Here is a 26,027-nt window from a genome sequence, read left to right on the forward strand (position 1 = left end):
AGGATTATGAAGCATTTTCTGGATATTCACAAAACCGATGCGGGCGATCTGCGGTCGGTGATCGATCAGGCCATCGCCATGAAGGGCAGCCGCAACGGGCGTCCCAAAGGTGCGCCGGATGATGAACTTCCGCTGGCCGGTCGGATGGTTGCATTGATCTTCGAAAAGCCGTCGACGCGGACACGGGTGTCCTTTGATGTCGGTGTGCGTCAGATGGGCGGGCAGACGATGGTGCTGTCCGGGTCGGACATGCAACTGGGCCATGGTGAAACCATTGCCGACACGGCGCGCGTGTTGAGCCGCTATGTCGATCTGATCATGATCCGTACCTTCGACGAGGCGGTGCTGGAAGAGATGGCGGACTATGCCAGCGTGCCTGTGATCAACGGGCTGACTGACCGCACCCATCCCTGCCAGATCATGGCGGATGTGATGACCTATGAAGAACATCGCGGGCCGATCAAGGGCAAGAAGGTGGTGTGGTGCGGCGACGGCAACAATGTCTGCGCGTCTTTCCTGCACGCAGCGGCGCAGTTCGGGTTCGATTTCACCTTCACCGGGCCGGTGCAGCTTGATCCGGAGATGGAATTCGTCGGGCTGGCGCGAAATGCTGGTGTTTCGGTGACGATCGAGCGGGACCCTTTCAAGGCGGTTGAGGGGGCCGATCTGGTGGTCGCGGACACCTGGGTGTCGATGCACGATGCGCAGTCGGCCAAGGAACGGCGGCATAACATGCTGCGGCCCTATCAGGTCAACGAAGACCTGATGAGCCACGCCAAGCCGGATGCGCTTTTCATGCACTGCCTGCCGGCGCATCGCGGGGAAGAGGTGACATCCGAAGTGATGGATGGGCCCCAGTCCGTCATTTTTGACGAGGCCGAGAACCGTTTGCATGCCCAGAAAGCGATCATGCGTTACTGCCTGGGGGTGTGACACCGGGCGAGACCCGTACCGCGCTTTTCGTCTGGCAATGCGGTGTGCTTTCCTCAGTGCGGTCAGGCGCGCGCGTCTGCCGCACTTACTGGCAGGGGCGTGCAGCAGGTCCATTGAGAGATGTGTCGCTGCGGGTGATGGTCGCGTCCGCAATGGAAAGGCCGCCGAGACATTCACATTTGCGCCGGACGAAGCGGTGAATTCGTCATCGAGGGCATTTATCAACTCAACTGCGGCCAGGCTCCTTGCTGGCGAGGAGTTTCGGCGGAAATGCTTCAGGTATGACTTAGCTGCCCGGGGTATGCGTCAGGGCACATTGTCGACACCCGAGCCGCCCCAGGGCTGACACCGCGCGATGCGTTTTGCGGCAAGCCAGCCGCCCTTCAGCGCGCCGTGTTTTTCCAGGGCTTCAAGTGCGTAGGCAGAGCAGGTGGGGTGATATCGGCAGTTGTGACCGACCCATGGGCTGAAGATCAGGCGGTAGGCTTTGACCGGCAGAGCGAGGATGCGGGCAGGCCACGTCATGGTGCAGTGTGGATCTTGCGCAGGGCGTAGATCAGGTCGCCCTTGAGCGCCTGGAAATCCCGGTCGATGGTCACGCCGGGGCGGCCGATCAGCACATAATCCCAGCCGGGCTGTGCGCCGGGCAGCAGCGCTTCGGCGACCACGGCGCGCAGGCGCCGCTTGGCGCGGTTGCGGGCGACAGCGTTGCCGGTTTTCCTCGAGCAGGTGTAGCCGACGCGGATCGTCGGATCGCCGTCATCGCGGTCACGGGCCTGCACCAGCATCCCGTCCGTGCCCCGGCGCAGGGCGCGGGCGGCGCGGAGGAAATCTGCGCGGTGGCGCAGTACGGTGACAGGCGGACATGACAACACCGCCGGAGGCGTGTTTCCCCTTGTGTCCAAGGAGGCCTCCGGCGGTGTCATGTCAGTTTGCCTGATGTGTCGCGGACGCTTACGCGCTCAGCGACTTGCGGCCACGGGCGCGGCGCGCGTTCAGGATCTTGCGGCCAGCCTTGGTGGCCATGCGCGCACGGAAGCCGTGGCGGCGCTTGCGAACGAGGTTCGAGGGCTGATAGGTGCGTTTCATCGCGTCCAACTCCGTTTGATCGGGCCGGGCCGCGCGGATTCGGCGACCGGGTGTGTTCGAAGCCCGTGCTATAGGCAGGTGACTTTGGGTTGTCAAACGCTGTGTCGCGGATTTCCGGTGATTTTCTCTCTCAGGGGCAGGATGCGGTCCCGCATCCTGTGCGTTCCGCTGCGAAACGCTCATGTGGGCGCTGCCCCCGTCGCCCGATGGGCGACTCCCCCGAGGTATTTTTAAAACAGAGAAGAGGCGTGGAACCGCGCGGATTTGGCTGTGGATTGAAACATTGGCACACGGGGGCGTGTGGGTCTGACACAGATTGCAACAAAGCGCGGCGGCGTTGGCCGGGATTGTTTCAATCCGGCGCGATCCTGACCGGATTCTCACGTAATCCTGAGCGCCGGATCAAGCGGGCGTGAACCGGGTGTTGCAGCGGGGCTGCAAGGGTCATGTTTTGGACAACGCAGACACATCATCTGGAGAGGCGGCCCGAACGGGCCTGTATGACATGACGGATATGACAGAGACCCGAGACACCCCCGCGTGGAAGCGATACGCGCCCCTGGTCGTGATTGGCGCGGTGGCGCTGGTCGGTGCGATCACGCTGCGCGATTATCTGAGTTTCGAGACGCTGGCCGCGAACCGCGAGGCGCTGGAGGCGTTCCGCGATGCCAATTACCTGCTCACGGCGGGCGTGTTCATGCTGGCCTATGTGGTGATCGTCGGGTTTTCATTGCCGGGCGCAACGATTGCGACGCTGACCGGCGGGTTTCTGTTTGGGGTGTTCCCCGGTGCGCTGTTCAATGTGTTGGCCGCAACGGTCGGCGCGACCGTGATCTTTCTGGCAGCGCGCTATGGGTTGGGAGAGCGTCTGGCGGCCCGGATGGATGCGAGCGATGGTGCCGTGCGCAAGATCAAGGATGGGATCGATGAGAACCAGTGGTCGATGCTGTTCCTGATCCGGCTTGTGCCGGCGGTACCGTTTTTCGTGGCGAACCTCGTGCCTGCGCTGGTGGGCGTGCCGCTCTACCGGTTTTTTGTGTCCACGTTCCTTGGGATCATCCCGGGGGGCGTGGTCTATACTTCGGTTGGGGCCGGTCTGGGCGAGGTCTTTGCCCGCGGCGAGACGCCTGATCTGGGGATCATTTTCGAGCCGCATATATTGCTGCCGATCCTGGGCCTCTGTGCGCTGGCGGCGCTGCCGATTGTGCTGAAAGCGCTGCGCGGCAAGAAGGGGCTGTGATCATGGAAACGATCAAGACGGATGTGTTGGTGATCGGCGCAGGCTCGGGCGGGTTATCGGTGGCGGCGGGTGCGGTGCAGATGGGGGCCAGCGTGGTCCTGCTCGAAGCGCACAAGATGGGGGGGGATTGCCTCAACTATGGCTGCGTTCCGTCTAAGGCGCTGATCGCCTCGGCCAAGACGGCCCATGCGATGCGCCACGCGGATCGCTACGGGATCGCCAGCGTCACGCCGCAGGTGGACTATGCGGCGGCGAAGGATCACGTGGCGGATGTGATCAGCCAGATCGAACCGGTCGACAGCCAGGAGCGGTTCGAAGGGCTGGGCGTTCGGGTGATCCGTGAATTCGGGTGCTTTGTCTCCCCGACCGAGGTCGAGGCGGGTCCGTATCGCATCACCGCGCGTCGGGTGGTCATTGCGACCGGATCATCGCCCTTTGTGCCGCCGATCCCCGGGTTGGACAGTGTTCCCTACCTCACGAACGAGTCGCTCTGGGAGCTGCGCGAACAGCCAGAGCATCTCTTGGTAATCGGCGGCGGGCCGATCGGGATGGAAATGGCGCAGGCGCATTTGCGGCTCGGGTCAAGGGTGACGGTGATCGAAGGGGCCAAGGCGCTTGGTAAGGATGACCCGGAATTGGCCGAGATTGTGCTCGACAGCCTGCGTGACGAGGGGCTGGAGATCGCGGAAGGCTCGAACGCCAGAGAGGTGCGTGGGGTCGAGGGGGCGATCGAGGTCGAGACCGAGGATGGGCGCGTGTTCAAGGGCACGCATATCCTTGTCGCCGTGGGGCGTCGCGCCAATACCGAGGGTCTCGATCTGGAAAAGGCTGGCATCAAGACGACGCGTTCGGGGATCGGGGTCGATGCGTCGATGCGCACGTCCAACAAGAAAGTCTATGCGATTGGCGATGTGGCGGGTGGGCTGCAATTCACCCATGTTGCCGGATACCATGCCGGTGTGATCATCCGGTCGATGCTGTTCGGTCTGCCCTCCAAGGCAACGACGCGGCACATTCCCTGGGCCACCTATACCCAGCCGGAACTTGCGCAGGTGGGGCTGACCGAAGCCGAGGCGCGCAAGGAGCATGGAACCAAACTCGAGGTTGTGCGCTTCCACTTCAGCCACAACGACCGCGCCATTGCCGAGCGCAAGACGCGGGGTCTGATCAAGGTGATGGTGGTCAAGGGGCGCCCGGTCGGCGCGTCGATTGCCGGGGAACAGGCGGGAGAGCTTATCAACCTTTGGGCGCTGGTGATCGCAAACAAGATGAAGATGGGGCAGATTGCTGGCATGGTCGCGCCCTATCCCACCATCGGGGAACTTAACAAACGGGCTGCGGGGGCTTATTTCTCACCTCGACTGTTCGAAAGTGATACCGTGAAGAAAGTTGTCGGATTTGTTCAGAAATGGCTGCCCTGATGTGACGGACGGGCGGAGATCGATATGCTGAATTCGCTGTCCGGCCGTTTCCTTATTCTGACCACTGTCTTTGTCATGCTGGCAGAGGTCCTGATCTTTGTGCCCTCGATCGCGCGGTACAGGGAAGACTTTCTGTTAAACCGGCTGGAACGCGCGCAGATCGCCTCACTGGCTTTGCTTGCGGATGACATGATCGACACCGAACTGGAAGAAGAGCTTCTTCTCAATGCCGGTGTGTTCAACGTGGTGCTGCGGCGCGATGAATTGCGACAGTTGGTGCTTTCTTCTCCGATGCCTGGAGAGGTGGCGCAAACGTTCGATCTGCGGGAAGCGACGGCGCTGAGCCTGATCCGCGACGCCATGGCCCGATTGATCGAACCTGAGAACGAGACCATCCGCGTGATTGGCAATCCGTTCCGCGATGGTGGTCTGCTGATCGAGATCACGCTGGATACCGGCGAATTGCGCATGGCTATGATCGACTACGGGCTGCGCATCCTCCTGCTGTCGGCGGTTATTTCGATTGTGACTGCTGGTCTCTTGTTCCTTGCGGTGCGCGTGCTTCTCGTGAAGCCGATCAAAGGGGTTGTCGGGCACATGCAAAGTTATGCCAAGGCCCCCGAGGATGCGCGGCGGATCATCCAGCCTTCCGCCAGCGTGACCGAACTTCGGGAAGCAGAAGAAGCGCTGCAAAGCTTGCAGACGCAGCTGACGCAGGCGCTCAAGCAGAAGGAGCGATTGGCGCAATTGGGGGGTGCCGTCGCCCGTGTCAGCCACGATTTGCGAAACATCCTTACCTCGGCCCAATTGTTTACCGACCGGATCGAGATGAGCGAGGATCCGGCGGTCAAGCGCATGGCGCCGAAACTGGTAAACTCCATCACCCGCGCAGTATCGCTGTGCGAAAGCACTCTGGCTTTCGGGCGGGCGGAAGAGCCTGCGCCGACGCTGACCTTGTTCAATCTTGCGCAACTCGTGTCTGACGTTCTCGACAGCGAAAGGCTGGCAATCGGCGATTTCGATCTGAGCCTGAGCGAAGATGTTCCCGGCAATCTCATGGTGCGGGCCGATCCGGAACAGATGTACCGGGTGCTGTCGAATCTTGTGCGCAATGCCCGTCAGGCCATCATCGGGACAGGAGAGCCCGGTGAGATCAATGTTTCGGCCAAGCTGTGTGACGACGCGTGGTGCATCGACGTGACCGACACCGGACCGGGATTGCCGCCGAAAGCGGTCGAATACCTGTTCCGACCCTTCCAGGGGGGAGCGCGCAAGGGTGGTTCGGGCCTTGGACTTGCGATTGCGGAGGAACTGGTGCGGGGCCACGGCGGCACTTTGAGTCTTGTACGAACAGACGAAACAGGGACCGCTTTCCGTATCCGTTTGCCGATGGGCGGGTTAAGCTGAAGACGCAGACGAGATCCGCGCAGATTTCTTGGAATTTGCCCTTGCATCACCCCGACACTGCGTCTATTTCCACGCCTCGTGGACCGATAGCTCAGCTGGATAGAGTACTTGACTACGAATCAAGGGGTCGGGGGTTCGAATCCTCCTCGGTCCGCCACTTTCCCAACTCTTGATCATCTCCGGCAAACCCAATTGGCCTTTGGCATGGCATAACGTCTTTCCGGGCGTTTTCGACCGTCGTTTGCAGAGCCGGGATGACCTGCGGCAAGGGTACTATTTGCCCGTATTCTGCTATTTGGGCTTCAAGCGAACGGCGCCGTCCAGACGGATCGTTTCACCATTGAAATAAGCGGTTTCGGCACAGAACTGGACTGTTCGGGCGAATTCGGACGGGTCTCCCAGGCGGTGTGGAAAGGGGATGTCTGCCGCCAGCGCAGCCTGGGCCTCTTCGGGCAGAGTGTAGAGCAGAGGCGTTAGGAAAATGCCGGGCGCAATGACGTTCACGCGTATGCCGAACCGGGAAAACTCGCGGGCTGCGGGAAGGGTCATTGCCACAATCCCACCCTTGGACGCGGAGTAGGCCGCCTGTCCGATCTGCCCTTCGAACGCAGCGACAGAGGCAGTGTTGATGATGACGCCCCGTTCGTCGTCCTCAAGCGCGGGCAGGGACTGCATCGCGGCGGCTGCAAGGCGCATCACGTTGAAGGTTCCTGTCAGGTTGACGCGAATGACCTTTTCAAAGTCGGCCAGAGACAGTGGTCCGTCACGACCAACAATCCTCCCGGCGGTTCCGATTCCGGCGCAGTTCGCCACGATCCGGGGGCTGCCCTGTGTGGCGGCCAATCTGTCAAATGCCGCGCTCATTTCCGTTTCGTCCGCAACGTCGGCAACCAGGCTTTGCCCCCCGATCTCTCTGGCGACTGCATCGGCACGGTCGCCGCTTCGGTCGAGGACTGCGACCTGAGCGCCGAGAGTGGCCAGATGCCGTGCCGTGGCCTCGCCCAGACCAGAACCGGCCCCCGTGACCAAAGCGGAAGTGCCGTGAATATCCATGTGAGCCTCTTGAGTTGGGAGCTACCTTAAACTGCCGAGCGAAATCACCCGTGGATCATCAGACCAAAGGCAATCCACAAGGTCCGCGCGGTTGCGCAGCACGGCGCGCTGGTTGATCGATCCCTTATCGGTGACTTCGCCTTTGTCGAAGGACAGCGGCACATCGATGAACATCACGCGCATAACCCGGGAGGCGGACCCTGTCGCGCGGTTGGCGTGATCCTGAAGCCGTTCTGTGGTAACTCTGCGCACCGCGGGGTGGTTGAGCAGGGCTTCGCCTTTAAGGGACCTGTCACCCGCAAGTGTCTTGAGCGCCGCCCAGTCGGGAAGCACCAAAGCACCCAGTTCGTTATGACCTTCTCCGGCGATCACTGTGTCGGTGGCCAGTCCTTTGAGATCGTCGGCCAGCCGGGCGCGGAGAGGGCCGACGGCCACCCATGTTCCGGAAGCAAGCTTGAAATTCTCCGCAACCCGGCCATCGAAGTAGAAACCGGCTGCAGCATTTCCGTCTTCGACAAAGCGGAAAGCATCTCCGAACCGATAGAAGCCTTCTTCGTCGAAGGCTTCCGTCGTCAGTTTGGTATTGCGCCAATATCCGGGTGTTACGGACGGGCCCTTTACGCGGCCTTCGAGTTTGTCGCCGTCAGGCACAAGCATGAAGATGACGCCGGGCAGAGGAACGCCCAGGTTGCCTGCCCGATCTTCCTTCCTGTGCCAGAGAAGCGCGGAAGGACCGGTTTCGGTGGCGCCGAAGCCGGTGCAGAGTGGAACACCGCCCGGGATCATCTCCTGCGCCACGCGCGTCAGGCGGTCCCAGACGGATTGGCTCATGCCGGCACCGGCGTAGAACAGCATTTTCAGTTTGGCGAAGAACGTGTCCCGAAGCTGCAGGTCGGTTTCCATTGCATCGAGCAGCATCTGGTATCCCAGCGGAACGTTGAAGTACCATGTCGGAGAGAACTCACGAAGATTCTCGATGGTGCGGCCAATGTCCTTGGGGGTGGGGCGACCGTCGTCGATGTAATAAGTGCCGCCGAAATAGATCACGATGTGAAATACGCGGTTGCCGCTGGCGGTGTGATTCCACGGTGCCCAGTCCACAACCGTCGGCGGTTCGTCATTCATGAAGAGATAACACTGCGCATCCATCTGCGGGTTCGAACAGATCATCCTTTGCGTCTGGATGACGGCCTTGGGTGAGCCCGTGGTCCCTGATGTGAACAGGAACTTCGCCACCGTATCTGGGCCGACTTTGGCATGTTCGGCTTCCATCTGAGCACTGGGCGCGGCCGAGGTTAGGTCGTCGAAGCGGATGTTTTCCCGCCCGGAGACATGGCCTTCGACAGACACGACCGGTACGTCCTGATCGATGACGGCCTCGATCGCCGGTGCGAACACGCTTGCGTTGTCGGCAAAGATCATTCCGGGGGTCAGTTGGCGAACGACATCACGGAATTTCAGATAGTCACCGCCGCTTTGCGAATAGGCCGGTGCAAGGGCCGCTGAGGGAACGCCGACATGCTGGGCGGCCAACGCCATGAGGGCATGGGCGATGCTGTTTCCTGACAAGATCAGCAGAGGTTTTTCGGGGGACAGATTTCTCGCGACAAGGACCGAGGCTATCGCGCGGATTTTCCTGGCTGCTTCGGCATAGGTGATCTCTTCGATGTCCCGCGAGACGGTGCGTTCCGCCATCCAGACACGGTTCGGCGTCGTTGCGGCCCAATGCATGAAGCGTTCGGTGATGCAGCGGGGGTATGCAGCAAGCTCTTCTTCGGTCCAGACAAGAATGCTGCCGTCGGAACGGGTTTCGCTTCGGACAACCGGATCCCAGAGTTCCTGCTTATTTGAATTTGCCAACGCCGATCCTCCCTCCGACGATTTTTGTTTACAAGAAAATGTTTTCCATGGATAGTATTTTCGATCAAGCAATCTGGAGGCGGCCGGCGCGCCACGCGAATGACCTATCTTGCGACAGAAACGCGGGGCGATATTGCCCTCATCGGCCTCAATCGCCCGGAGAAACGAAACGCGATTTCGGACGCATTCGTTGAAGAGCTTGAGGCTGCGGTTGCCGAGGCCGAGACGCATGCAAAAGCTGGTGTGATTCACGGGATTGGGCCGCATTTCTGCGCTGGTCTCGATCTGGCAGAGCATGTGAAGAAAACTCCGTTCGAGGGCGTGCATGGGTCGCGCCAGTGGCATCGCGTCTTTGATCGGATTCAACGTGGCCGGTTGCCTTGGTTCTCTGCGCTGCATGGGGCTGTTGTCGGGGGCGGGCTTGAACTGGCGGCTTCGACGCATGTTCGGGTTGCGGACAGCACCGCCTTTTTCGCCCTGCCCGAGGGACAGCGCGGCATTTTTGTCGGTGGTGGTGGGTCGGTACGGGCCGCGAGGCTCATGGGCGTGGCGCGTATGACGGATCTCATGCTGACGGGTCGCTCTGTCGACGCGGCAACTGCAGAGGCGTGGAACCTCGTGCAATATGTCGTGCCCGAGGGCACGGCTCTGGAGCGTGCTGTTGCGCTGGCGGAAAAGGCTGCGACCAACGCGGAGATCTCGAACTACGCCGTCATCAACGCGCTGCCCCGAATTCAGGATATGTCGAGCGATGACGGGCTTTTTGTCGAGAGCTTCATCGCGTCCTTTACCGCGACCAGCCCAGAGGCCGAGGCGCGGTTGAACGCGTTTCTTGCAAAGAAAGCGGCCAAGGTTTCGAAGCCGGGGGATGATGGCGCATGAACAAGCAGGTGTTGCCGAAATCGTCTGAAGCGGAAATCGAGTTCGGGGAAATGGGCCATTCCCTGGGTTTGTTGCTGCGTCTTTCGCAGTTGCGGGTGTTTGAAGTCTTTTACGAGAAGCTTTCTCATCACGGGCTGAAGCCGGGTGAGTTTACCGTGCTTTGGCTGATCAGCCTGAACCCTGATGCAAAGCAGGGGGACATCGCGCGCCGGATCCACATCAAACCGGCGCACATGACCAAGCTGGTAAGTCGCGCTGTGGATGCCGGGCTTGTGGAGCGCGTCATTCCGGAAGACGATCGCAGGTCCGTCCGTCTGCGACTGACGCAGGCTGGGGAGCGGTTTGTGACCGAAAAGAAGCGGGAATTCACGACCTATCTGGCAGATGAAAACATCGGGCTGAGCGATTCAGACTTTTCGGAACTGGTACGGCTCCTGCGTGTGTTCAACGGCATGGAGGACCCCAAATGATCGATGTGGCGAACATTCGGGCAATCGACATACACACCCATGCCGAAGAGCCATGCTGCGGACCTCGGGATGACGGCTATACCGAATTTCAGGCGGGCATGGCCGCCTATTTCAAGAATCCTGCCGGTGCCGAAGGGATGCTTCCATCGGTCGAGCAAACGGCTGCGTATTACCGGGAGCGGAACATTGCGGCGGTGATCTTTCCGGTCGATGCCGAGCGGGAAACCGGTTTCCGCCGGTACTCGAACGATGATGTCGCCCGTATCTGTTCAGAAAACTCGGATGTTCTGATCCCGTTTGCCTCGATCGATCCCTGGAAGGGCAAGGTGGCGGTGCGCGAGGCGAAACGGCTTGTGGCCGAATACGGCGTAAAGGGCTTCAAGTTTCATCCTACGATGCAGGGCTTCTTTCCGAATGATCGCATGGCATACCCGCTTTACGAGGCGATCCAGGAGGCCGGGGCCATTGCGCTGTTCCACACTGGGCAGACTGGCGTGGGTTCGGGGATGCGGGGCGGCATGGGGATGCGGCTGAAATTCTCGAATCCGATGCATGTCGATGATGTGGCCGTGGATTTTCCGGACCTGAAGATCATCTTGGCGCACCCGTCATTCCCTTGGCAGGAAGAGGCGCTGGCCGTCTGCCAGCACAAGCCGAATGTCTACATCGATCTGAGCGGCTGGAGCCCGAAATATTTTCCGGAAATCCTGGTGAAATACGCGAACTCGCTGCTCCGGAAGAAGATGCTTTTTGGGTCCGACTGGCCTGCCATCACACCCGACCGTTGGCTTGCCGATTTCGAAAAGGCCGGGTTCAGGGATGAGGTGCGCCCTCTCATCCTCAAGGACAACGCGCTGAGGCTGTTGGGCCTTTGAGGGCGATCTTAGGGAGGAAAACATGAAAAGCTTGATTAAGACGACCGGGCTCGCACTCGCTGCCGTGTTGGCGGTGACGGCTGCCCATGCGCGTGACATCCGGATTGCACCTGCTGCTCCGCCAGCCCACCCGGCCAATGGCACGATGTACACGAACTTTGCCGCGTATCTGCCACAGGAATCCGGCGGATCGCTGACGGCCACCATCCTTGGACCCGAGGTTGTGAACCTCCTACAGATGAAGGACGCTCTCCAGAGCCAGGTTGCGGAGGTCGGTAACCTTCTTCCGCTCTATTTCCCTGCGGATCTGCCGATGATGTCGGTGACTGGCCAATTGTCGCTGACGTCGAAGAGCCCACATGCCATGGGCGCAGCGATGACTGAGTTCATCGTGAACTGCGCGCCCTGCCAGGACGAGATGAAAAACCTTGGATTTGTGTATCTCGGCTCGGGCGCATCTGATCTTTACGAGTTCATCACGACGAAACCCGTCAAGACGGCTGCAGACCTTCAGGGACTCCGACTGCGCTCGGGTGGCGCGCCTTGGGCGCGTCTGGCCGAGAATTTCGGAGCGGTGCCGGTGCAGATGTCCGTGTTCGATCAGTTCGAAGCCATGAATTCGGGGACCATCGACGGAACCATGGCCTCGGTTGGTGACCTGCTGGCGTTCCGCCTTGTGGAAGTGGCCAAGCACATCACCAAGGTTCCGATCGGAGGCTACATCTCAACGTCGAACTTTACCGTCTCGAACGTCACCTGGGCGAGCCTGAGCCAGGACGACAAGGATGCCATGGTGCGCGCCGCCAATCGCGCAAACGCCGATTTCACCAACCGCTGGGGTTATGAAATCCCGGATATTGCGGAAGCGGCGGCCAATGAAGCCGGGATCGAGTTCATCGAGGCTGACCCCGCACTGGTCAGTGAGATCGCAAGTTTTGTTGAGGCGGATATCGAGACTGCGGGCACCTATAGCCAAGAGCAGTTCGGCATTTCAGATGCACCGGCGCAGATTCAGGAATTTCTGGGTCTTGTTTCCAAATGGGAAGCCATTGCCGCTGAAGTGAATGACGACCCGAAAGCCATGGCGGAGCGCGTCTACCAGGAAGTCTGGTCGAAAGTGGATACCTCCACGTACGGCAGCTGATCCGACACCGGACGGCGACCTTTGGGTTCGCCGTCCGACACCATTGCCACTCAGGAACGGACAGGACCGATGGGGCTTTTCTCGCGCCTACGCGATTTCGCGCTTTCCGCTCTGGCGGTGATCGGCGCAATCGCCATCGTTGCGCTCATGCTGCACATCATCAGTGATGTGGCCCTGCGCAACACGCTCAACCAGCCCGTGCCGGCGACCTACGAGATCGTCACCAATTACTACATGGTTGCTTTGGCCTTCATTCCACTGGCTTGGTTGGAAAGGTCCGGTGGCATGGTGCGGGTCGAGGTGATCGACGGTTTCCTTGGACCTCGGTCGTACTGGCTTTCGGAAAAGCTCGTCGCGCTGATTTCGACGGCGATCTATGGCATGTTGGCTTGGGTCACGTTTGAAGCGTCCTTGAAGACCTTTGCGGCTGGCACATTCGTGCTTGCACAGAATATCCCGATCCCGACCTGGCCCGCATACTTCCTTCCGCCGCTGGGTTTCTTTCTGGCCGCAGTCGTTACGGCGCTGCGTCTCGTCGAACGCCAGACCACGCACGAACCGCTATGAGCGTCGAGACCGGCCTATACGGGGTGATCTGCCTGTTCATTCTGCTGGCGCTTCGGGTGCCGGTGGCGCTTGCCCTGATCGCGGTTTCGTTCGGAGGCGTGACACTGCTCCTTGGCGTGACGCCAGCCATCGGAATTCTTGCAAATACACCATTCTCGTTCGTCTCCAACTGGACCCTGTCGGCTGTGCCGATGTTTCTCTTGATGGGGTTCGTGGCCTACCATGCAGGCCTGACGACCGGGCTGTTTGAGGCGGCCAAAGCGATGCTGCGCCGTGTGCCCGGGGCATTGGCGATCTCGTCCATCTTCGCGTGCTCGGGATTTGCAGCGGTGTGCGGGTCGTCCCTCGCAACGGCTGCCGCCATGGGCCGCATGGCCGTGCCCGAAATGGTGCGCGCAGGCTACTCTCCGTCATTCGCCACCGGGGCCATCGCCGCAGGAGGCACCATCGGTGCGCTTATCCCGCCCTCGATCCTCATGATCGTCTATGGCGTCTTTGCCGAGACCTCGGTCATCAAGGTGTTCATGGGCGGCATTACGATAGGGTTGCTGACTGCGTTGCTGTATTCCGTGGTGGTCTTGCTGATGTCCTGGCTCAGGCCCGACATCGCACCGCCGCGACCGATCGATGCCGCGAATCTCAGCGCTGTTGAAGCGGTTGGAAAAATCTGGCCCGTCCTGCTGCTGATGGTCATCGTTTTTGGCGGGTTGTTTTCGGGCATCTTTACCGCGACAGAGGCAGGTGCCGTCGGAGCGGTTGGGGCGATTGCGATTGCTTCTGCAACGCGCCGTCTGAGTTTTCGGGTCTTCAGGTCGGCGCTTTTGGAAACACTGACAACCTCTGCATCGCTGTTCATCATCGGCATCGGTGCGGCCATGTTCACGCGCTTTCTGGGGCTTACCGGGCTGACCGGCGCGATCTCGAACCTCGTCAGTGGTGCTGAACTGGGGTACTTCCAGCTGATGCTGATCGTGGTGTTGCTCTACCTCGTTCTGGGCATGTTCATGGAACCTTTCGGAGCGCTGCTGGTGACGTTGCCGGTTCTGCTGCCGATCTTCCGCGCCGAGGGTATCGACCTGATCTGGTTTGGCGTTCTTGTCGTGAAGCTGCTTGAGATCGGGATGATCACTCCACCTGTTGGGCTGAACGTCTTTGTGATCAGAAATGTCGCGAGCGAATACGCGACGGTCACGCAGATTTTCAAAGGTGTCATCCCGTTCCTTCTGGCCGACGTGATCGTTGTTGCCATCGCGATTGTCCTGCCCGGTCTGATCCTGTTTCTTCCTTCTTTGATCTGAGGCCGCGTATGAATTTCCAGACCCACGCTGACGCCATGCAGAACGCGATCCTTGCGACGCCCGAGTGGCGCAAGATGCGAGGGGGGTTCGGAGACGACGACTTAGCGGCGATCCTTGGGGAAGCCGCGAAAATCGCAGGTGACGTGATTGCGCCACTCAACAGCATCGCAGATCGGGTTGGCGCGGTTTTTGACAGCGGTTCCGTGCGGGTCCCTGCGGAATACCGGTCGGCGTATCGGGCCTTGGCTGATGGCGGTTGGCTTGGCATGGAACAGGCGCCGGAATTTGGCGGTCAGGGACTACCGCTCGCGCTGTTCGTTGCCGCGAACCAGCTGTTCGAGACAGCTTCCCCTGCGTTCATGATGGCGGCGGGTGGCAGCCGGGCGGCCGCGAAACTCTTAAGCGAATGGGCCGATGAGGACACGCGGGCCGACTGGGTACCTGATTTGATCGCCGGGGATGCGACGGCGACGATCTGTATCTCGGAGCCGGAAGCAGGATCTGACGTGGGACGCATCAGGACTAAAGCCCGGCGTGTGGCTGACGCATGGCGGGTCAGTGGTCAGAAGATTTGGATTTCATTCGGGAACCACGACATGGTTTCCCGGATCGGTCATTGCCTGTTGGCGCGAACGTCGGATGTTCCCGGAACACGGGGATTGAGCCTGTTTCTGGTGGAGGCGGGTCCGGGTGTGACCACCTTGAGGATCGAAGAGAAACTCGGGCTTCACGGGTCACCAACCTGTGCATTGGGATTTGACGACGCGCCGGCGACGCTTGTTGGGGAAGAGGGTCGTGGATTGCCGCAACTCTTTACCATGATCCGTCACATGCGGCTCATGGTGGCGTGTCAGGGTCTTGGAACGGCGCAAGCCTGTCATGCTGCGGCGTATGAACATGCAATGGTCCGTCGCCAGGGCGGCGATCCCGCCGCACCGGCGGTTCCGATCATCACCCATCCGGATGTGCGCCGCCAACTGGATGAGATGAAGACCCCGATTGATCTGTTCCGTTTGGCGCTGGTCGAAACCGCAATTGCTGCTGACCTTGGCGAGGACGATCCAAGCATGGCACAGCGCAGCGCGCTTCTTTTGCCGTTGGTCAAGAATTTCGGTGCCGAGCTCGGTTTCGATACCGCAGGCCGTGCGATCATGGTTCTCGGTGGCAGCGGATATACGACAGATTACCCGGTCGAACAGGCGCTGCGGGATTCCCGCGTCTTCGCGATTTACGAGGGCACGACGGGGATGCAGGCGCAGGATTTCGTGCTTCGACAGTGCCTGGCGAAAGACGGTGCGGCACTGAAAGACATGCTCGATCGCGCCTGTGAGGAAACGGCGGGCATGCCGCCCGCGCGCGAAGTGATCGATCAGTTCCGGACTTTCTTTGACACCCGGGTGAAACCGGCGTCGCGAGTGGCTCAGATCGCGATGGCTGAGCCCGTCATGCGTGCCGGATGGATCATGGTGCAGGCATGGATGTGCGCGAGGATGCCTGACAGTCATTCGGCCAGGTCTTTCCTGTGCTCTGCCCTTCCAAGTCTGGACCGCGAAATCGCGCGGGCGATGTTCGAAGCCAATCAAAACCGCGTCTTTGAGGAGTGACCGATGCAATTCCACCTGAACGGTTTTCGCCCCGGAGATCCCGACCTGCATGACCCGCTGCCCGGCTCAGAGGCAACCGGAGCTTCGATCCCGCCAGAGGTTGACGTTCTCATCGTCGGTTGTGGACCTGCCGGCCTGACACTGGCGGCGCAACTTGCGGCCTTTCCGTCAATCACGACGCGGATCATCGAAGCCAAGAATGGCCCTCTGGAACGTGGACAGGCAGATGGTGTTTCGGTTCGGTCGATGGAAATGTTTCAGGCATTCGGTTTTGCGCATCGCGTGTTGCGTGAGGCGTACTGGGTGAATGAGACGACTTTCTGGAAACCTGATGCGCAGATGCCCGGGCAGATCACCCGTGCGGGGCGGGTCAAGGACGTTGAAGAGGGGCTGTCGGAGATGCCTCACGTCATTCTGAACCAGGCGCGGATACACGATATGTATCTGGAGATCATGCGCAATTCGCCGTCGAGGCTCGAACCCGATTACAACTGCCGCCTGCTCGACCTCGAAGTGGATGAGCAGGGCGAATATCCGGTTTCGGTCAGGATCTCACGAACCCTGGCCTCGGGAGATACGGAAGAGGTTGCTGTGCGAGCGCAGTATGTCGTCGGGTGTGACGGCGCTCGCAGTGCCGTGCGCGACCAAATCGGGCGCACGATGGTGGGGGATTTCGCCAATCAGGCCTGGGGCGTCATGGATGTTCTTGCGGTCACCGATTTCCCGGACATTCGGTTCAAGTGCCTGATCCAGTCTCAAAATGACGGGAATATCGTTTTGATCCCTCGGGAAGGTGGCTACCTTGCGCGGTTCTATATCGAGATGGACAAGCTAGCACCGGATGAACGTGTCAGGAACAAAGAGATCAGCGCGGATCATCTGATCAGGGCAGCCAACCGAATACTGGCGCCCTACACGCTGGATATCAGGGACGTTGCGTGGTGGTCTGTCTACGAGATCGGCCAGCGGCTGACCGACCGGTTTGACGATGGTGACGGCATGCGGCAGCCGCGCGTGTTCATCGCGGGGGATGCCTGCCACACACACAGTCCCAAAGCAGGGCAGGGTATGAACGTCTCGATGGGTGACGCGTTCAACCTTGGCTGGAAACTGGCCGCTGTGCTCGAAGGGCGCAGCCCGTCTTCACTCCTTGGGACCTATTCCGAGGAGCGGCAGGCGGTGGCTCAGGATCTGATTGATTTCGATCGCGAATGGACCAAGGTCCTGACCGAGCGTGCCGATGAAACCACACCGGATGCTGCGCCGAAATTCCAGAGTTATTTCATTGAACATGGCCGATACACGGCTGGGACTGCAGTTTGTTATAAACCTTCGCGCCTGACCGGTGACGCCGAGCATCAAAGCCTAGCGGCAGGCTACCCGATTGGTATGCGATTTCAGTCAGTACCGGTCATCCGACATGCAGACGCAAAGCCGATGGAACTGGGGCACACACTTCTCGCGGACGGGCGATGGCGGGTCTATGCCTTTGCGGATCGCGCTGGCGAAGGTTTGTGCAGGTTCGCTGAATTTCTTCAATCCGACCCGCGTTCTCCGGTTGTGCAGTTTTCCCGCGATGTCGATGACGCAGACAGCGTCATCGACCTGCGCGCAATTTTCCAAGAGGCTCACACAGAGTTGGACGTCAGTGATATTCCTGCGATCCTGCGTCCGACGAAGGGGCGGTTGGGACTTGTCGATTACGAAAAAGTCTTCTGCGCCGATCCCTCGAAAGACATTTTCGACCTGCGTGGTCTGGATCGCGATCAAGGTTGCCTCGTTATCGTCCGGCCCGATCAGTACGTCGCGGACGTGATGCCTCTTGATGCTTTGGATCGGTTTCACAGCTATTTCGAGGCCAATCTGATTTAGGACTGGGATCTCGATCCGGCTTTGATGATGATTGCGGTCTGCTGAGCACTGAACGCGAAAAGGGTGTTTGCCGCGCAGCGCGTTTTATAAGAACATACCATTATCGATCAAAATAATGGATGCCCATGACCTTCGATCAGATCCGCACCTTTCTTTGGGTGGCGCGGCTTGGTGGGTTTCGCAAGGCGGCGGAGCGTTTGCATCTGTCGCAACCGGCCGTATCGACACGCATTTCGAATCTCGAGCACGAATTGAAGGTTCCGTTGTTTGAGAGGGGGCCGGGTGATCTGGTTCTGACAAAGCACGGTACGCTTTTGCTTTCGTATGCAGAACAGATGCTCTTTGTCGAAGAAGAGATAAAACAACGGGTTGCCAATCCTTCAGAAACCGAGGGCCTGTTCCGTGTCGGAGCGTCCGAAACCGTTGCGCAGGCCTGGTTGCCTGATTTCCTCAAGTCGTTCAGCGAGAAATACCCGCGGGTCAATGTCGATCTGACGGTTGATATCTCCATCAATCTGCGGGCGGCTCTGTTGGAACGCAGGCTCGATCTCGCGTTTCTGATGGGGCCGGTTTCGGAATTCAGTGTCGAAAACGTGGACCTGCCTCCGTTCGACCTGCACTGGTATCGCGCGACAGCGAACCCACAAACAAATCTGGCCGAGATTCCGGTGATTTCCTATTCGACCCAAACCCGGCCGTACCGCGAACTCGTATCCGAATTGACACGGCGCGTTGGCCCAAAGCTGCGCATTTACTCGTCTGCTTCGCTGTCTGCGAGCCTGAAGATGATCGCTGCCGGTATCGCTGTGGGGCCCTATCCACGGGCTCTTGCCAATGCGTTTCTTGAGAGCGGTCAGATCGTGGAATTCGATCCGGGCTTCACGCCCAAGCCACTGTTTTTCACAGCGTCCTATCTGTCGGAGCCTCGAAGTTTCCTTGCGGAGACCAGTGCGGAGATCGCCCGGAAAGTCGCACAGGAATGGGACAGAGTTCACCCCGGTTGATAAGAATAATCTATCGCTGTTGATATAATATGATAATTTGCGCGGAAGAGTAGGCTCGTGTGATGGTCTTTCCGAACAGCGGGGGCTGCCGGTATGACCACTTCCTATTCACACGCAGATCTTGTCGCATCGACGGCATCCCAACTGCGTGCTGCCATCCGCTCGGATTCGTACACGGGGCATACGGCGGGCCTTGCCGCGGGAAAACTGCAGTGCAATCTGGCCATCCTGCCAGAGACGTATGCGCTCGACTTTCTGCGGTTCTGCCAGAGAAATCCAAAGCCGTGCCCACTTGTGGGAGTCGGCGACACGGGAAATCCGGCCTTGCCGACGCTTGCGCCCGACATCGACATTCGCACGGATGTTTCCAAATACCGCGTGTTTCTGGACGGTGCTTTCTCTGAGGAGGTCACCGATATCTCGCAGCACTGGTCGGATGATCTCGTGACTGTTGCCCTTGGGTGTTCGTTCACCTTCGAGAACGCGTTGCTGCGCAACGGAGTACCCGTGCGCCATATCGAAACCGGGCGCAATGTGCCGATGTACCGTACGAATATCGATCTGGTCCCTGCGGGGCCTTTCAGCGGGAAGATGGTCGTCACCATGCGCCCCATCCCCGAAGACCAGGTGTCGCAGGCCATCGAGATCAGCGCGCGTTATCCGCAGGCACATGGTGCCCCGATTGCGATTGGCGATCCGTCCGAGATCGGTATTTCCGATCTTGCGAGTCCTGACTGGGGGGATGCAGTTGAGATCCGTCCGGGTGAAATCCCGGTCTACTGGGCCTGTGGCGTGACGCCCCAGAACGTATTGCTCGGGGCGGCGCTGCCCATCTGTATCACCCATTCTCCCGGTCACATGCTGGTTTCAGACGTCGCTGAAGACGCCGAAACCACAATCCTTCCAAATGCCTGAATTCATCCAACGAGGAGACCCAAAATGAAAAACCTTCTGTCCGCCCTTGTCGCCGGCACGGCCCTCGCCTCGCCGGTTCTTGCCGAAAACATCGCCGTTGTCGGGAGTTGGTCGAGCCTGCCACTTCACAACCAGTACGAGGCTCCGTTCTGGAGCAAGACGCTCCCCGAAGCATCGGGTGGGGACATCACGGTCGAACTCACAACCCACAATCAGATGAGCCTTGGATTGGGGGACATTTACCCTTTGCTGGGGCAGGGGGTTTACGATGTCGCGATGACCGTTGCTGACTATGCCGTTGCGGATGCCCCGGAACTTGAGGGGCTGGATGTTCCGCTTTTGGCACTGACAGCAGACGAGGCGCGCGCCATGGTCGATGCGGCGCGGCCTATGGTGACCGACATCTTCCACGACCGGTTCAATTCCCACGTTCTCGCCATCGCGCCCTATCCGCCGCAGGTCGTGTTCTGTAACGCTGAAATCAACGGACTGGACGACCTTCAGGGTCTGAAGGTTCGGGCATCGGGGCGGATGACCGCCAAACTCCTTGAAGCGCTTGGCGCGGAAGGTGTGAACGTTTCGTTCTCGGAGGTTCCGGGTGCGCTTCAGAACGGTGTCGTCGATTGCGCGGTGACCGGGGCTGGTTCGGGTTACAGTGCTGGGTGGTGGGAAGTCTCGACTCATCTGCTGCCTATTCCTCTTGGCGGTTGGGACTCGGTCGTGACGGCAATGAACCTCGACAAGTGGAATGGTCTCAGTGCCGACATGCAGGCGCTCATCACAGAGCAGGTTGCAAGCGGATTTGAAGATCCGGCCTGGGCAAGCGCTCAGGATGCTCTGGTTAATGACATCGCGTGTCTGACCGGCAATGGTACATGTCCGGCGGGCGATGCCCGGTCAATGACGCTTGTCGACGTCAGCGATGCGGATTTTGAGCGCGCGCGCGAAATCCTCACAAGCGAAGTTCTTCCCGACTGGGCGGAACGCGCAGGTGGGGATTGGTCCAAGCGTTGGAATGAAAGTGTGGGCCAGGTTGTCGGTGTGACGATCAACTGACGCAACATCAGGGACGTGTCGAAGATGGAACTGACGATTATCGAGACGCTCAGGCGCATCAATCGCGGGATCGCTCTTGCGGTTGGGATGGGGCTCCTGCTCTGTGCAGCGTTCGTGCTGACCGATATCGTCATGCGCCAGATCGGCACGTCTCTTGGAGGCACGGAAGAGATCGCGGGCTATGCAATGGCGCTCGCGACATCTTGGGGCATGTCCTTTACCCTGCTTGAGTTGGGCCATGTTCGGATTGACCTGTTACGCAGCCGGGTCGGCAGCTTTGGTCGCGCGCTGTTTGATGTATTCTCCATGATCGTCATGGCCGGAGTCGTCGTGATGATCGCGGTGAAGGCCTGGCCCGTGGTTGAGCGGTCCTTGGTGAACGGATCCCGCGCGAACACGCCGCTTGAGACGCCGCTGATCTGGGTGCAACTTCCATGGTTCGCAGGTTGGGTCTGGTTCGCATTCATGGCGTCCCTGATTGCGCTTGCCGCGCTGAGCCTGTTGCTCAAACGCCGCCATTCCGAGACCGAGGGTTTTGTAGGTGCGTTCGCAGAGCAGGAGAGCCTACAATGATCGCTTACGTCTCTGTTGGATTGATTGGGCTGCTGGCCCTGTCCATTCCCGTTGGTATCGTGCTGTTCCTTCTCGGCTTCGGGATTGACGTCTTCTTTTCCTCGTTTCCCCTGTCGAAAGGCTTGGGGAACATGGTTTGGTCGTCATCAAACTCTGCCACGCTTATCGCCATTCCCTTCTTCGTCCTGTTGGGTGAAATCCTCGTCCGCAGTGGGGTTGCCACGCGGACCTACGCCGCGCTTGACCGTTGGGTGAGTTGGCTTCCGGGGGGATTGGTCCACGCCAACGTTGCAACCGCCACGATGTTTTCGGCCACGTCGGGGTCTTCGGTTGCGACCGCTGCCACAGTCGCCACTGTGGCTATGCCGCAGGCGGAAAAGCTGGGATATGATGCCAAGCTCTTTTCCGGTGCGATTGCGGCAGGCGGTACGCTGGGGATCATGATCCCGCCCTCGATCAACCTGATTGTTTATGGTTTCCTGACCCAGTCATCCATTCCGCAACTGTTTCTGGCTGGTCTGATACCGGGAATTCTGCTGGCAGCAGCGTTCATGGCTGTGACAGCCATCATCTGCCTGATCCGTCCTGATCTGGGTGGCGTGCGCCGGACCTTTCCGTTTTCGCTGATGCTGCGTGCGCTGGTCGATCTGGTGCCGATCCTGATCCTGTTTGGTCTGATTGTCGGCTCCATCTATCTTGGCTGGGCGACGCCGACCGAAGCTGCCGCCGTCGGCGTCGCGGGCGCGTTCCTGATCGCTTTTGCATTCGGAGGTGTCTCTTGGGACATGCTGCACCAAAGCCTGACGGGAACCGTGAAAATCACCTCCATGATCATGCTGATCGTGATTGGCGCCTCATTCCTGAACTTCACGTTGGCATCTGCTGGATTGGGACGCGAGTTGACCGACTTCATGACGGGCCTTGGATTGACGCCTCTCAAGACGATCCTTGTCGTCGTCGTCCTTTACATCGTGCTGGGCTTCTTCATCGAGACTCTGTCGCTGATGGTGGTGACAATTCCGATCATCGTCCCGTTGGTCGTGGCGCAGGGCTATGACGTGATCTGGTTCGGTATCCTGATGATCGTTCTGATCGAAATGGCCCTGATCACGCCTCCGGTCGGTCTGAACCTCTATGTTGTGCAGGGCGCGCGAAAATCCGGAAGCCTGAACGAGGTGATGCTTGGCGCGCTGCCGTATTGCCTGACCATGTTGGCGATGGCGTTTCTGCTGATTGCGTTCCCGGCCATCGCGCTCTTCCTGCCGAACGCATTGCAATAGATGACGGTCAGGCCCAATCGGCTTCGGAAATATTGAGCGCCCGGAGACGGGAATACAGCGTGGTTGGTTTTATCCCCAACAGGGCCGCTGCGCCGTTTGCTCCGGACACCCTGCCATGGGTTTCACGCAGACACGCGATGATGTTGTCGCGCTGCATTGCCTGCATCTCGGCCTCGGTGCGGATGGCGGTTTGACCGGTTTGCGGGTCCGACCCTCCATGTCCCAGTTCGAGGATCAGTTTTCTCCCATTCGAGACAATCGTCGCCCGTTCGATCACGTTTCTCAATTCACGGACATTTCCCGGCCAGTTGTAACTCATCAACTGGCTCATCGTCTTTTCCGTGATGACCGGTTTCGGCCTGTTCAGCCGTCGACATGCAAGGTCCAGAAGATGGCTGGCAAGAACCGGCACATCTTCGGAACGGTTTCGCAACGGGGTGCAGGTGATCGGGAACACGTTGAGAAACAGAAGGAGGTCCTCACGCATTCTGCCGCGGCTCACCGCTTTCTCCGGCGCCATCGTCATGGCGCTGATCACTCTTATGTCCAGACTTTTGGGTCGTGTGTCGCCCATACGCGTCACTGTCGAGGTTTGCAGAGCCTGCAGCAATCGACCCTGCACCTCGATTGGCAATTCGTCGATATCGTCGAGAAATACCGTGCCGCCATGGGCAAGTTCGAGCTTGCCAGGCTTGTCGCGCATTGCTCCGGCGATTGCACCGCGTACCTGACCAAAGAGTTCGGCTTCGACCGCGTCTGCACCGACCGACCCGCATTTGAAGTGGATCAGAGGACGGCGTGATCGCTCGCTCGCCTTGTGGATCGCAGTGGCGACCAGGCCCTTGCCGGTCCCCGTCTCCCCATCGATCAGAACGCTGGCGTCGGTTTTCGCCACAAGATCGATCCGGGTCAGAAGTTGACGGACGGCAGGTGAGATGCCGACGATGTCATGGTGGGCCCGTTCTGAGGTGATCGCTTCCTGGAGATACGCGTTTTCCTGCTCAAGCCGGTCGCGCAGGGCAGCCACTTCATCAAGTGCTTCGCGCAACTTCCGTTCACCTTCCTTGCGTTCCGTGATGTCTCGAAAGATCACAACAGCACCCGCCAGAACCTGCTGGTCGTAAATGGGCGTCGAGACATATTCGACCCGGATCGGCTTGCCGTCCTTGCGCCAGAAGACCTCGTCTTCGATCCGGTGAACCTGCTCGAAGCGAAAGGACCGATAGATCGGGCATTGCTGCGAAGGATAAACCTCACCGTTAAGGTGGTGGTGGTGGATCATCGAGTGAATGTCGCGACCAAGCAGATCCTGCGTCGTCCAGCCCAGCATCTCCTGTGCGGCCCTGTTCACAAAGGTGGTCTTTCCCTCTGCGTTGACGCCATAAATTCCCTCACCAGCCGCGTTCAGGATCAACTGGTTCTGCCGTTCAAGTTCGGCAAAAAAACTCTCGGCCCGTTTCCATTCCGAAAGCCCGGCGCGATGGAGTTCCGCAGTTTCCGCAAGTTGAGTGCGCTTTTCGAATGCTTCGAGGTCAGTGAAGGACAGGAAGAGGTATCCCTCCTGGTCAGGCACGGTCCTTGCACGGATTTCACAGTGCAAAGGCTTACCATTGAGCGCGTTCATGGGGACGTCGCGCGTCCAACATTCGCCTCGGTGATCGACCTCGGCGACAAATACGACGAATTTCCCGAGTGCCTTTCCGAGAAAGGATGAAAACTTCGGTCGGGGGTCATCTTCGGAGATTGCGCCAAACAGATCCCGCGCGCCTTTGTTCCAGCCGACAATTCTGTCTTCGGACGTGTCCAGAAGTATCGCCGCATCAGGGACAGCGGACAGCAGAGAATCGGACAGGTGCGCTTCGGTGATCATGGGGTAGAAAATATTCTGCGGCGCAGAAGTGTCTAACGAAAATTCGTAAATTATGAAAATTCGTAATTATTGCGTCACTCGAATAAAGTTTAAGGCATTGCTATTTAACAGTTTTTCAAAACTGTCCAAATTTTGTGCGGCGGATTTTTTTCCGGACCCGCTGCTGTCATCTTGTCAGCAAGACATCACTACGACGTTTCAGACACAGGGGAAATCACATGACGATCAAGAGCCTTGGAAACCCGTTCTCGGCAGAGACAGATCTGCGCCACGGCGCAGATTGCGGGTGCGACAGCTGCGCAGCCGGTCATGCACATGCGCATCATGGAACCGAAGTCGAACCAACCCAGATGTCCTCCGAACAGATGATGGAGCGCGCTGTCGAAAGCGCGATCGTGCGTTCCGTCTTTGGCCAAAGCGATATCGGACGCCGATCGTTCATGGGAATGCTGGGGGGCTCGACTGTTGCTGCAGCGCTCGCCTCTGTCTTCCCGATGGATCAGGCCAAAGCGGCAATCCTCGACAATCTGGGCACACCGGAAAAGACAGACCTGAACATCGGGTTCGTGCCCATCACCTGCGCTACTCCGATCATCATGGCGCAGCCAATGGGCTTCTACGAGCGCTACGGTTTGAATGCGCAGGTGATCAAGACAGCCGGTTGGGCCGTGGCCCGCGACAAGTCGCTGTCTGGCGAATACGATGCGTCCCACATGCTGACACCAATGCCGCTGGCGATGACGCTGGGTGCCGGGTCGGTGGCCACGCCTTACATTATGCCTGCCGTCGAGAACATCAACGGACAGGCCATCGTGCTGTCCAACGAACACATGGACAAGCGTGATCCGGCACAGTGGAAGGGCTTCACCTTCGGCGTTCCGTTCGAATACTCGATGCACAACTTCCTGCTGCGCTACTACGTGGCCGAGTTTGGCCTCGACCCGGATGTCGATATCCAGATCCGCGTTGTTCCGCCGCCCGAGATGGTAGCAAACCTGCGTGCGGGCAACCTTGATGGCTACCTGTCGCCTGACCCGTTCAACCAGCGCGCGGTTTGGGAAGGCATCGGCTTTATTCACACGCTGACAAAGGACATATGGGAGGGTCACCCGTGCTGTGCCTTTGCTGCCCCGCTGTCTTTTGCGACCGAGTTGCCGAACACCTACGGCGCGCTGCTCAAGTCGATCATCGACGCGACGCAATATGCATCGAACCCGGACAACCGGAAAGAGATCTCGGCCGCGATTGCGCCGACGAATTATCTCAACCAGCCGGTCCCGGTGATCGAACAGGTTCTGACCGGCACCTACGCCGACGGGCTTGGCGAAGTGAAGCAAGTTCCCGACCGTATCGATTTTGACCCGTTCCCGTGGCATTCGATGGGCGTCTGGATCCTGACCCAGATGAAGCGTTGGGGCTATATCGACGGAGACGTGGACTACAAGGCCGTGGCCGAGCAGGTCTACCTTGCGGCAGACGCCAAGAAGGTGATGGAAGATCTGGGCTACGAGGCGCCCGATGTGACGTACAAGTCGCACACCATCATGGGCAAGACGTTCGATCCGTCCGAACCCGAAGCCTACGTGTCCAGCTTCGCGATCGGAAAGGGTTGAT

The 26,027-nt window shown here is 59.3% G+C and carries 24 protein-coding genes and 1 tRNA gene; 19 read left to right on the forward strand and 6 right to left on the reverse strand.

Going from position 1 to position 26,027, the window contains the following annotated elements; translation table 11 throughout:
* Positions 1-6 precede the first annotated feature (6 nt).
* Positions 7-933 (forward strand): ornithine carbamoyltransferase, encoded by a 927-nt coding sequence (gene argF, locus MGEO_RS04590; protein WP_085635521.1) that lies wholly within the window; start codon positions 7-9, stop codon positions 931-933.
* Between the two features lie 306 nt (positions 934-1,239).
* Here the strand turns inward: argF and yidD are convergent, their stop codons facing one another.
* From yidD to rpmH, 3 genes are read right to left on the reverse strand one after another with little or no spacing between them, the layout of a single operon-like run.
* The gene (gene yidD / locus MGEO_RS04595; protein ID WP_085635522.1) at positions 1,240-1,458 is read right to left on the reverse strand and encodes a membrane protein insertion efficiency factor YidD; all 219 of its coding nucleotides are present in this window, start codon (positions 1,456-1,458) and stop codon (positions 1,240-1,242) included.
* Entirely contained in the window at positions 1,455-1,859 is a 405-nt protein-coding gene (rnpA, locus tag MGEO_RS04600) for a ribonuclease P protein component (protein WP_085635523.1), read from the reverse strand. The genes yidD and rnpA overlap by 4 nt, the downstream gene beginning before the upstream one ends.
* Positions 1,860-1,887: 28 nt before the next feature.
* Positions 1,888-2,022, reverse strand: coding sequence for a 50S ribosomal protein L34 (gene rpmH, locus MGEO_RS04605; RefSeq protein WP_005980833.1), 135 nt, complete (start codon positions 2,020-2,022; stop codon positions 1,888-1,890).
* Between the two features lie 505 nt (positions 2,023-2,527).
* Here rpmH and MGEO_RS04610 point away from each other — a divergent pair.
* The 4 genes from MGEO_RS04610 to MGEO_RS04625 all read left to right on the forward strand — a co-directional run bounded on the left by MGEO_RS04610 (position 2,528) and on the right by MGEO_RS04625 (position 6,247).
* A complete protein-coding gene (locus tag MGEO_RS04610) occupies positions 2,528-3,262 on the forward strand; it encodes a TVP38/TMEM64 family protein (protein WP_085635622.1) in 735 nt (244 codons plus the stop codon).
* Positions 3,263-3,264: 2 nt separating this feature from the next.
* Positions 3,265-4,683 (forward strand): dihydrolipoyl dehydrogenase family protein, encoded by a 1,419-nt coding sequence (locus MGEO_RS04615; RefSeq protein ID WP_085635524.1) that lies wholly within the window; start codon positions 3,265-3,267, stop codon positions 4,681-4,683.
* Between the two features lie 24 nt (positions 4,684-4,707).
* Complete coding sequence (locus MGEO_RS04620; RefSeq protein ID WP_085635525.1) at positions 4,708-6,090, forward strand: sensor histidine kinase; 1,383 nt, start codon at positions 4,708-4,710, stop codon at positions 6,088-6,090.
* 80 nt (positions 6,091-6,170) lie between these two features.
* Positions 6,171-6,247: transfer RNA gene (locus MGEO_RS04625), tRNA-Arg, on the forward strand.
* Between the two features lie 134 nt (positions 6,248-6,381).
* Here MGEO_RS04625 and MGEO_RS04630 read toward each other — a convergent pair.
* Together MGEO_RS04630 and MGEO_RS04635 are read right to left on the reverse strand one after the other, a co-directional pair.
* The gene (locus tag MGEO_RS04630; RefSeq protein WP_085635526.1) at positions 6,382-7,143 is read right to left on the reverse strand and encodes an SDR family NAD(P)-dependent oxidoreductase; all 762 of its coding nucleotides are present in this window, start codon (positions 7,141-7,143) and stop codon (positions 6,382-6,384) included.
* Between the two features lie 21 nt (positions 7,144-7,164).
* Positions 7,165-9,003 carry a feruloyl-CoA synthase gene (locus MGEO_RS04635; protein ID WP_085635527.1) on the reverse strand — a complete coding sequence of 613 codons (1,839 nt, stop codon included), beginning with the start codon at positions 9,001-9,003 and terminating at the stop codon, positions 7,165-7,167.
* Between the two features lie 99 nt (positions 9,004-9,102).
* Between MGEO_RS04635 and MGEO_RS04640 the strand changes: the two genes are divergently transcribed.
* The 13 genes from MGEO_RS04640 (at position 9,103) to MGEO_RS04700 (ending at position 22,543) form a co-directional block, all read left to right on the forward strand.
* Complete coding sequence (locus MGEO_RS04640) at positions 9,103-9,885, forward strand: crotonase/enoyl-CoA hydratase family protein (RefSeq protein ID WP_085635528.1); 783 nt, start codon at positions 9,103-9,105, stop codon at positions 9,883-9,885.
* Positions 9,882-10,355 (forward strand): MarR family winged helix-turn-helix transcriptional regulator, encoded by a 474-nt coding sequence (locus tag MGEO_RS04645; RefSeq protein ID WP_085635529.1) that lies wholly within the window; start codon positions 9,882-9,884, stop codon positions 10,353-10,355. The genes MGEO_RS04640 and MGEO_RS04645 overlap by 4 nt, the downstream gene beginning before the upstream one ends.
* A complete protein-coding gene (locus MGEO_RS04650) occupies positions 10,352-11,230 on the forward strand; it encodes an amidohydrolase family protein (RefSeq protein WP_269845875.1) in 879 nt (292 codons plus the stop codon). Before MGEO_RS04645 ends, MGEO_RS04650 begins: the two co-directional genes overlap by 4 nt.
* Before the next feature lie 22 nt (positions 11,231-11,252).
* Positions 11,253-12,374, forward strand: a complete 1,122-nt coding sequence (locus MGEO_RS04655; RefSeq protein ID WP_085635530.1) for a C4-dicarboxylate TRAP transporter substrate-binding protein — start codon at positions 11,253-11,255, stop codon at positions 12,372-12,374.
* A gap of 21 nt (positions 12,375-12,395) precedes the next feature.
* Positions 12,396-12,941, forward strand: a complete 546-nt coding sequence (locus tag MGEO_RS04660) for a TRAP transporter small permease (RefSeq protein WP_233139629.1) — start codon at positions 12,396-12,398, stop codon at positions 12,939-12,941.
* Positions 12,938-14,239 carry a TRAP transporter large permease gene (locus MGEO_RS04665; protein WP_085635532.1) on the forward strand — a complete coding sequence of 434 codons (1,302 nt, stop codon included), beginning with the start codon at positions 12,938-12,940 and terminating at the stop codon, positions 14,237-14,239. Before MGEO_RS04660 ends, MGEO_RS04665 begins: the two co-directional genes overlap by 4 nt.
* 8 nt (positions 14,240-14,247) lie before the next feature.
* The gene (locus MGEO_RS04670) at positions 14,248-15,843 is read left to right on the forward strand and encodes an acyl-CoA dehydrogenase family protein (RefSeq protein ID WP_085635533.1); all 1,596 of its coding nucleotides are present in this window, start codon (positions 14,248-14,250) and stop codon (positions 15,841-15,843) included.
* 3 nt (positions 15,844-15,846) lie between these two features.
* On the forward strand, positions 15,847-17,715 hold the full coding sequence (locus MGEO_RS04675; RefSeq protein WP_085635534.1) for an FAD-binding monooxygenase: 1,869 nt from the start codon (positions 15,847-15,849) through the stop codon (positions 17,713-17,715).
* A 125-nt stretch (positions 17,716-17,840) separates the two neighbouring features.
* Positions 17,841-18,719, forward strand: coding sequence for a LysR family transcriptional regulator (locus tag MGEO_RS04680; protein WP_085635624.1), 879 nt, complete (start codon positions 17,841-17,843; stop codon positions 18,717-18,719).
* Positions 18,720-18,812: 93 nt separating this feature from the next.
* Positions 18,813-19,634 (forward strand): putative hydro-lyase, encoded by an 822-nt coding sequence (locus MGEO_RS04685; protein WP_085635535.1) that lies wholly within the window; start codon positions 18,813-18,815, stop codon positions 19,632-19,634.
* 24 nt (positions 19,635-19,658) lie between these two features.
* Positions 19,659-20,690, forward strand: coding sequence for a TRAP transporter substrate-binding protein (locus MGEO_RS04690; RefSeq protein WP_085635536.1), 1,032 nt, complete (start codon positions 19,659-19,661; stop codon positions 20,688-20,690).
* Positions 20,691-20,714: 24 nt separating this feature from the next.
* Positions 20,715-21,263 (forward strand): TRAP transporter small permease subunit, encoded by a 549-nt coding sequence (locus MGEO_RS04695; protein WP_085635625.1) that lies wholly within the window; start codon positions 20,715-20,717, stop codon positions 21,261-21,263.
* The gene (locus MGEO_RS04700) at positions 21,260-22,543 is read left to right on the forward strand and encodes a TRAP transporter large permease (RefSeq protein ID WP_085635537.1); all 1,284 of its coding nucleotides are present in this window, start codon (positions 21,260-21,262) and stop codon (positions 22,541-22,543) included. Before MGEO_RS04695 ends, MGEO_RS04700 begins: the two co-directional genes overlap by 4 nt.
* A gap of 7 nt (positions 22,544-22,550) precedes the next feature.
* On the opposite strand, the gene MGEO_RS04705 is transcribed toward MGEO_RS04700, so the two are convergent.
* Positions 22,551-24,413 (reverse strand): sigma 54-interacting transcriptional regulator, encoded by a 1,863-nt coding sequence (locus MGEO_RS04705; RefSeq protein WP_085635538.1) that lies wholly within the window; start codon positions 24,411-24,413, stop codon positions 22,551-22,553.
* 218 nt (positions 24,414-24,631) lie between these two features.
* Here MGEO_RS04705 and MGEO_RS04710 point away from each other — a divergent pair, with 218 nt between their 5' ends.
* Positions 24,632-26,026, forward strand: coding sequence for a CmpA/NrtA family ABC transporter substrate-binding protein (locus MGEO_RS04710; RefSeq protein ID WP_085635539.1), 1,395 nt, complete (start codon positions 24,632-24,634; stop codon positions 26,024-26,026).
* Position 26,027 lies beyond the last annotated feature (1 nt).

This window comes from Marivita geojedonensis (assembly GCF_002115805.1).
GTDB lineage: Bacteria > Pseudomonadota > Alphaproteobacteria > Rhodobacterales > Rhodobacteraceae > Marivita > Marivita geojedonensis.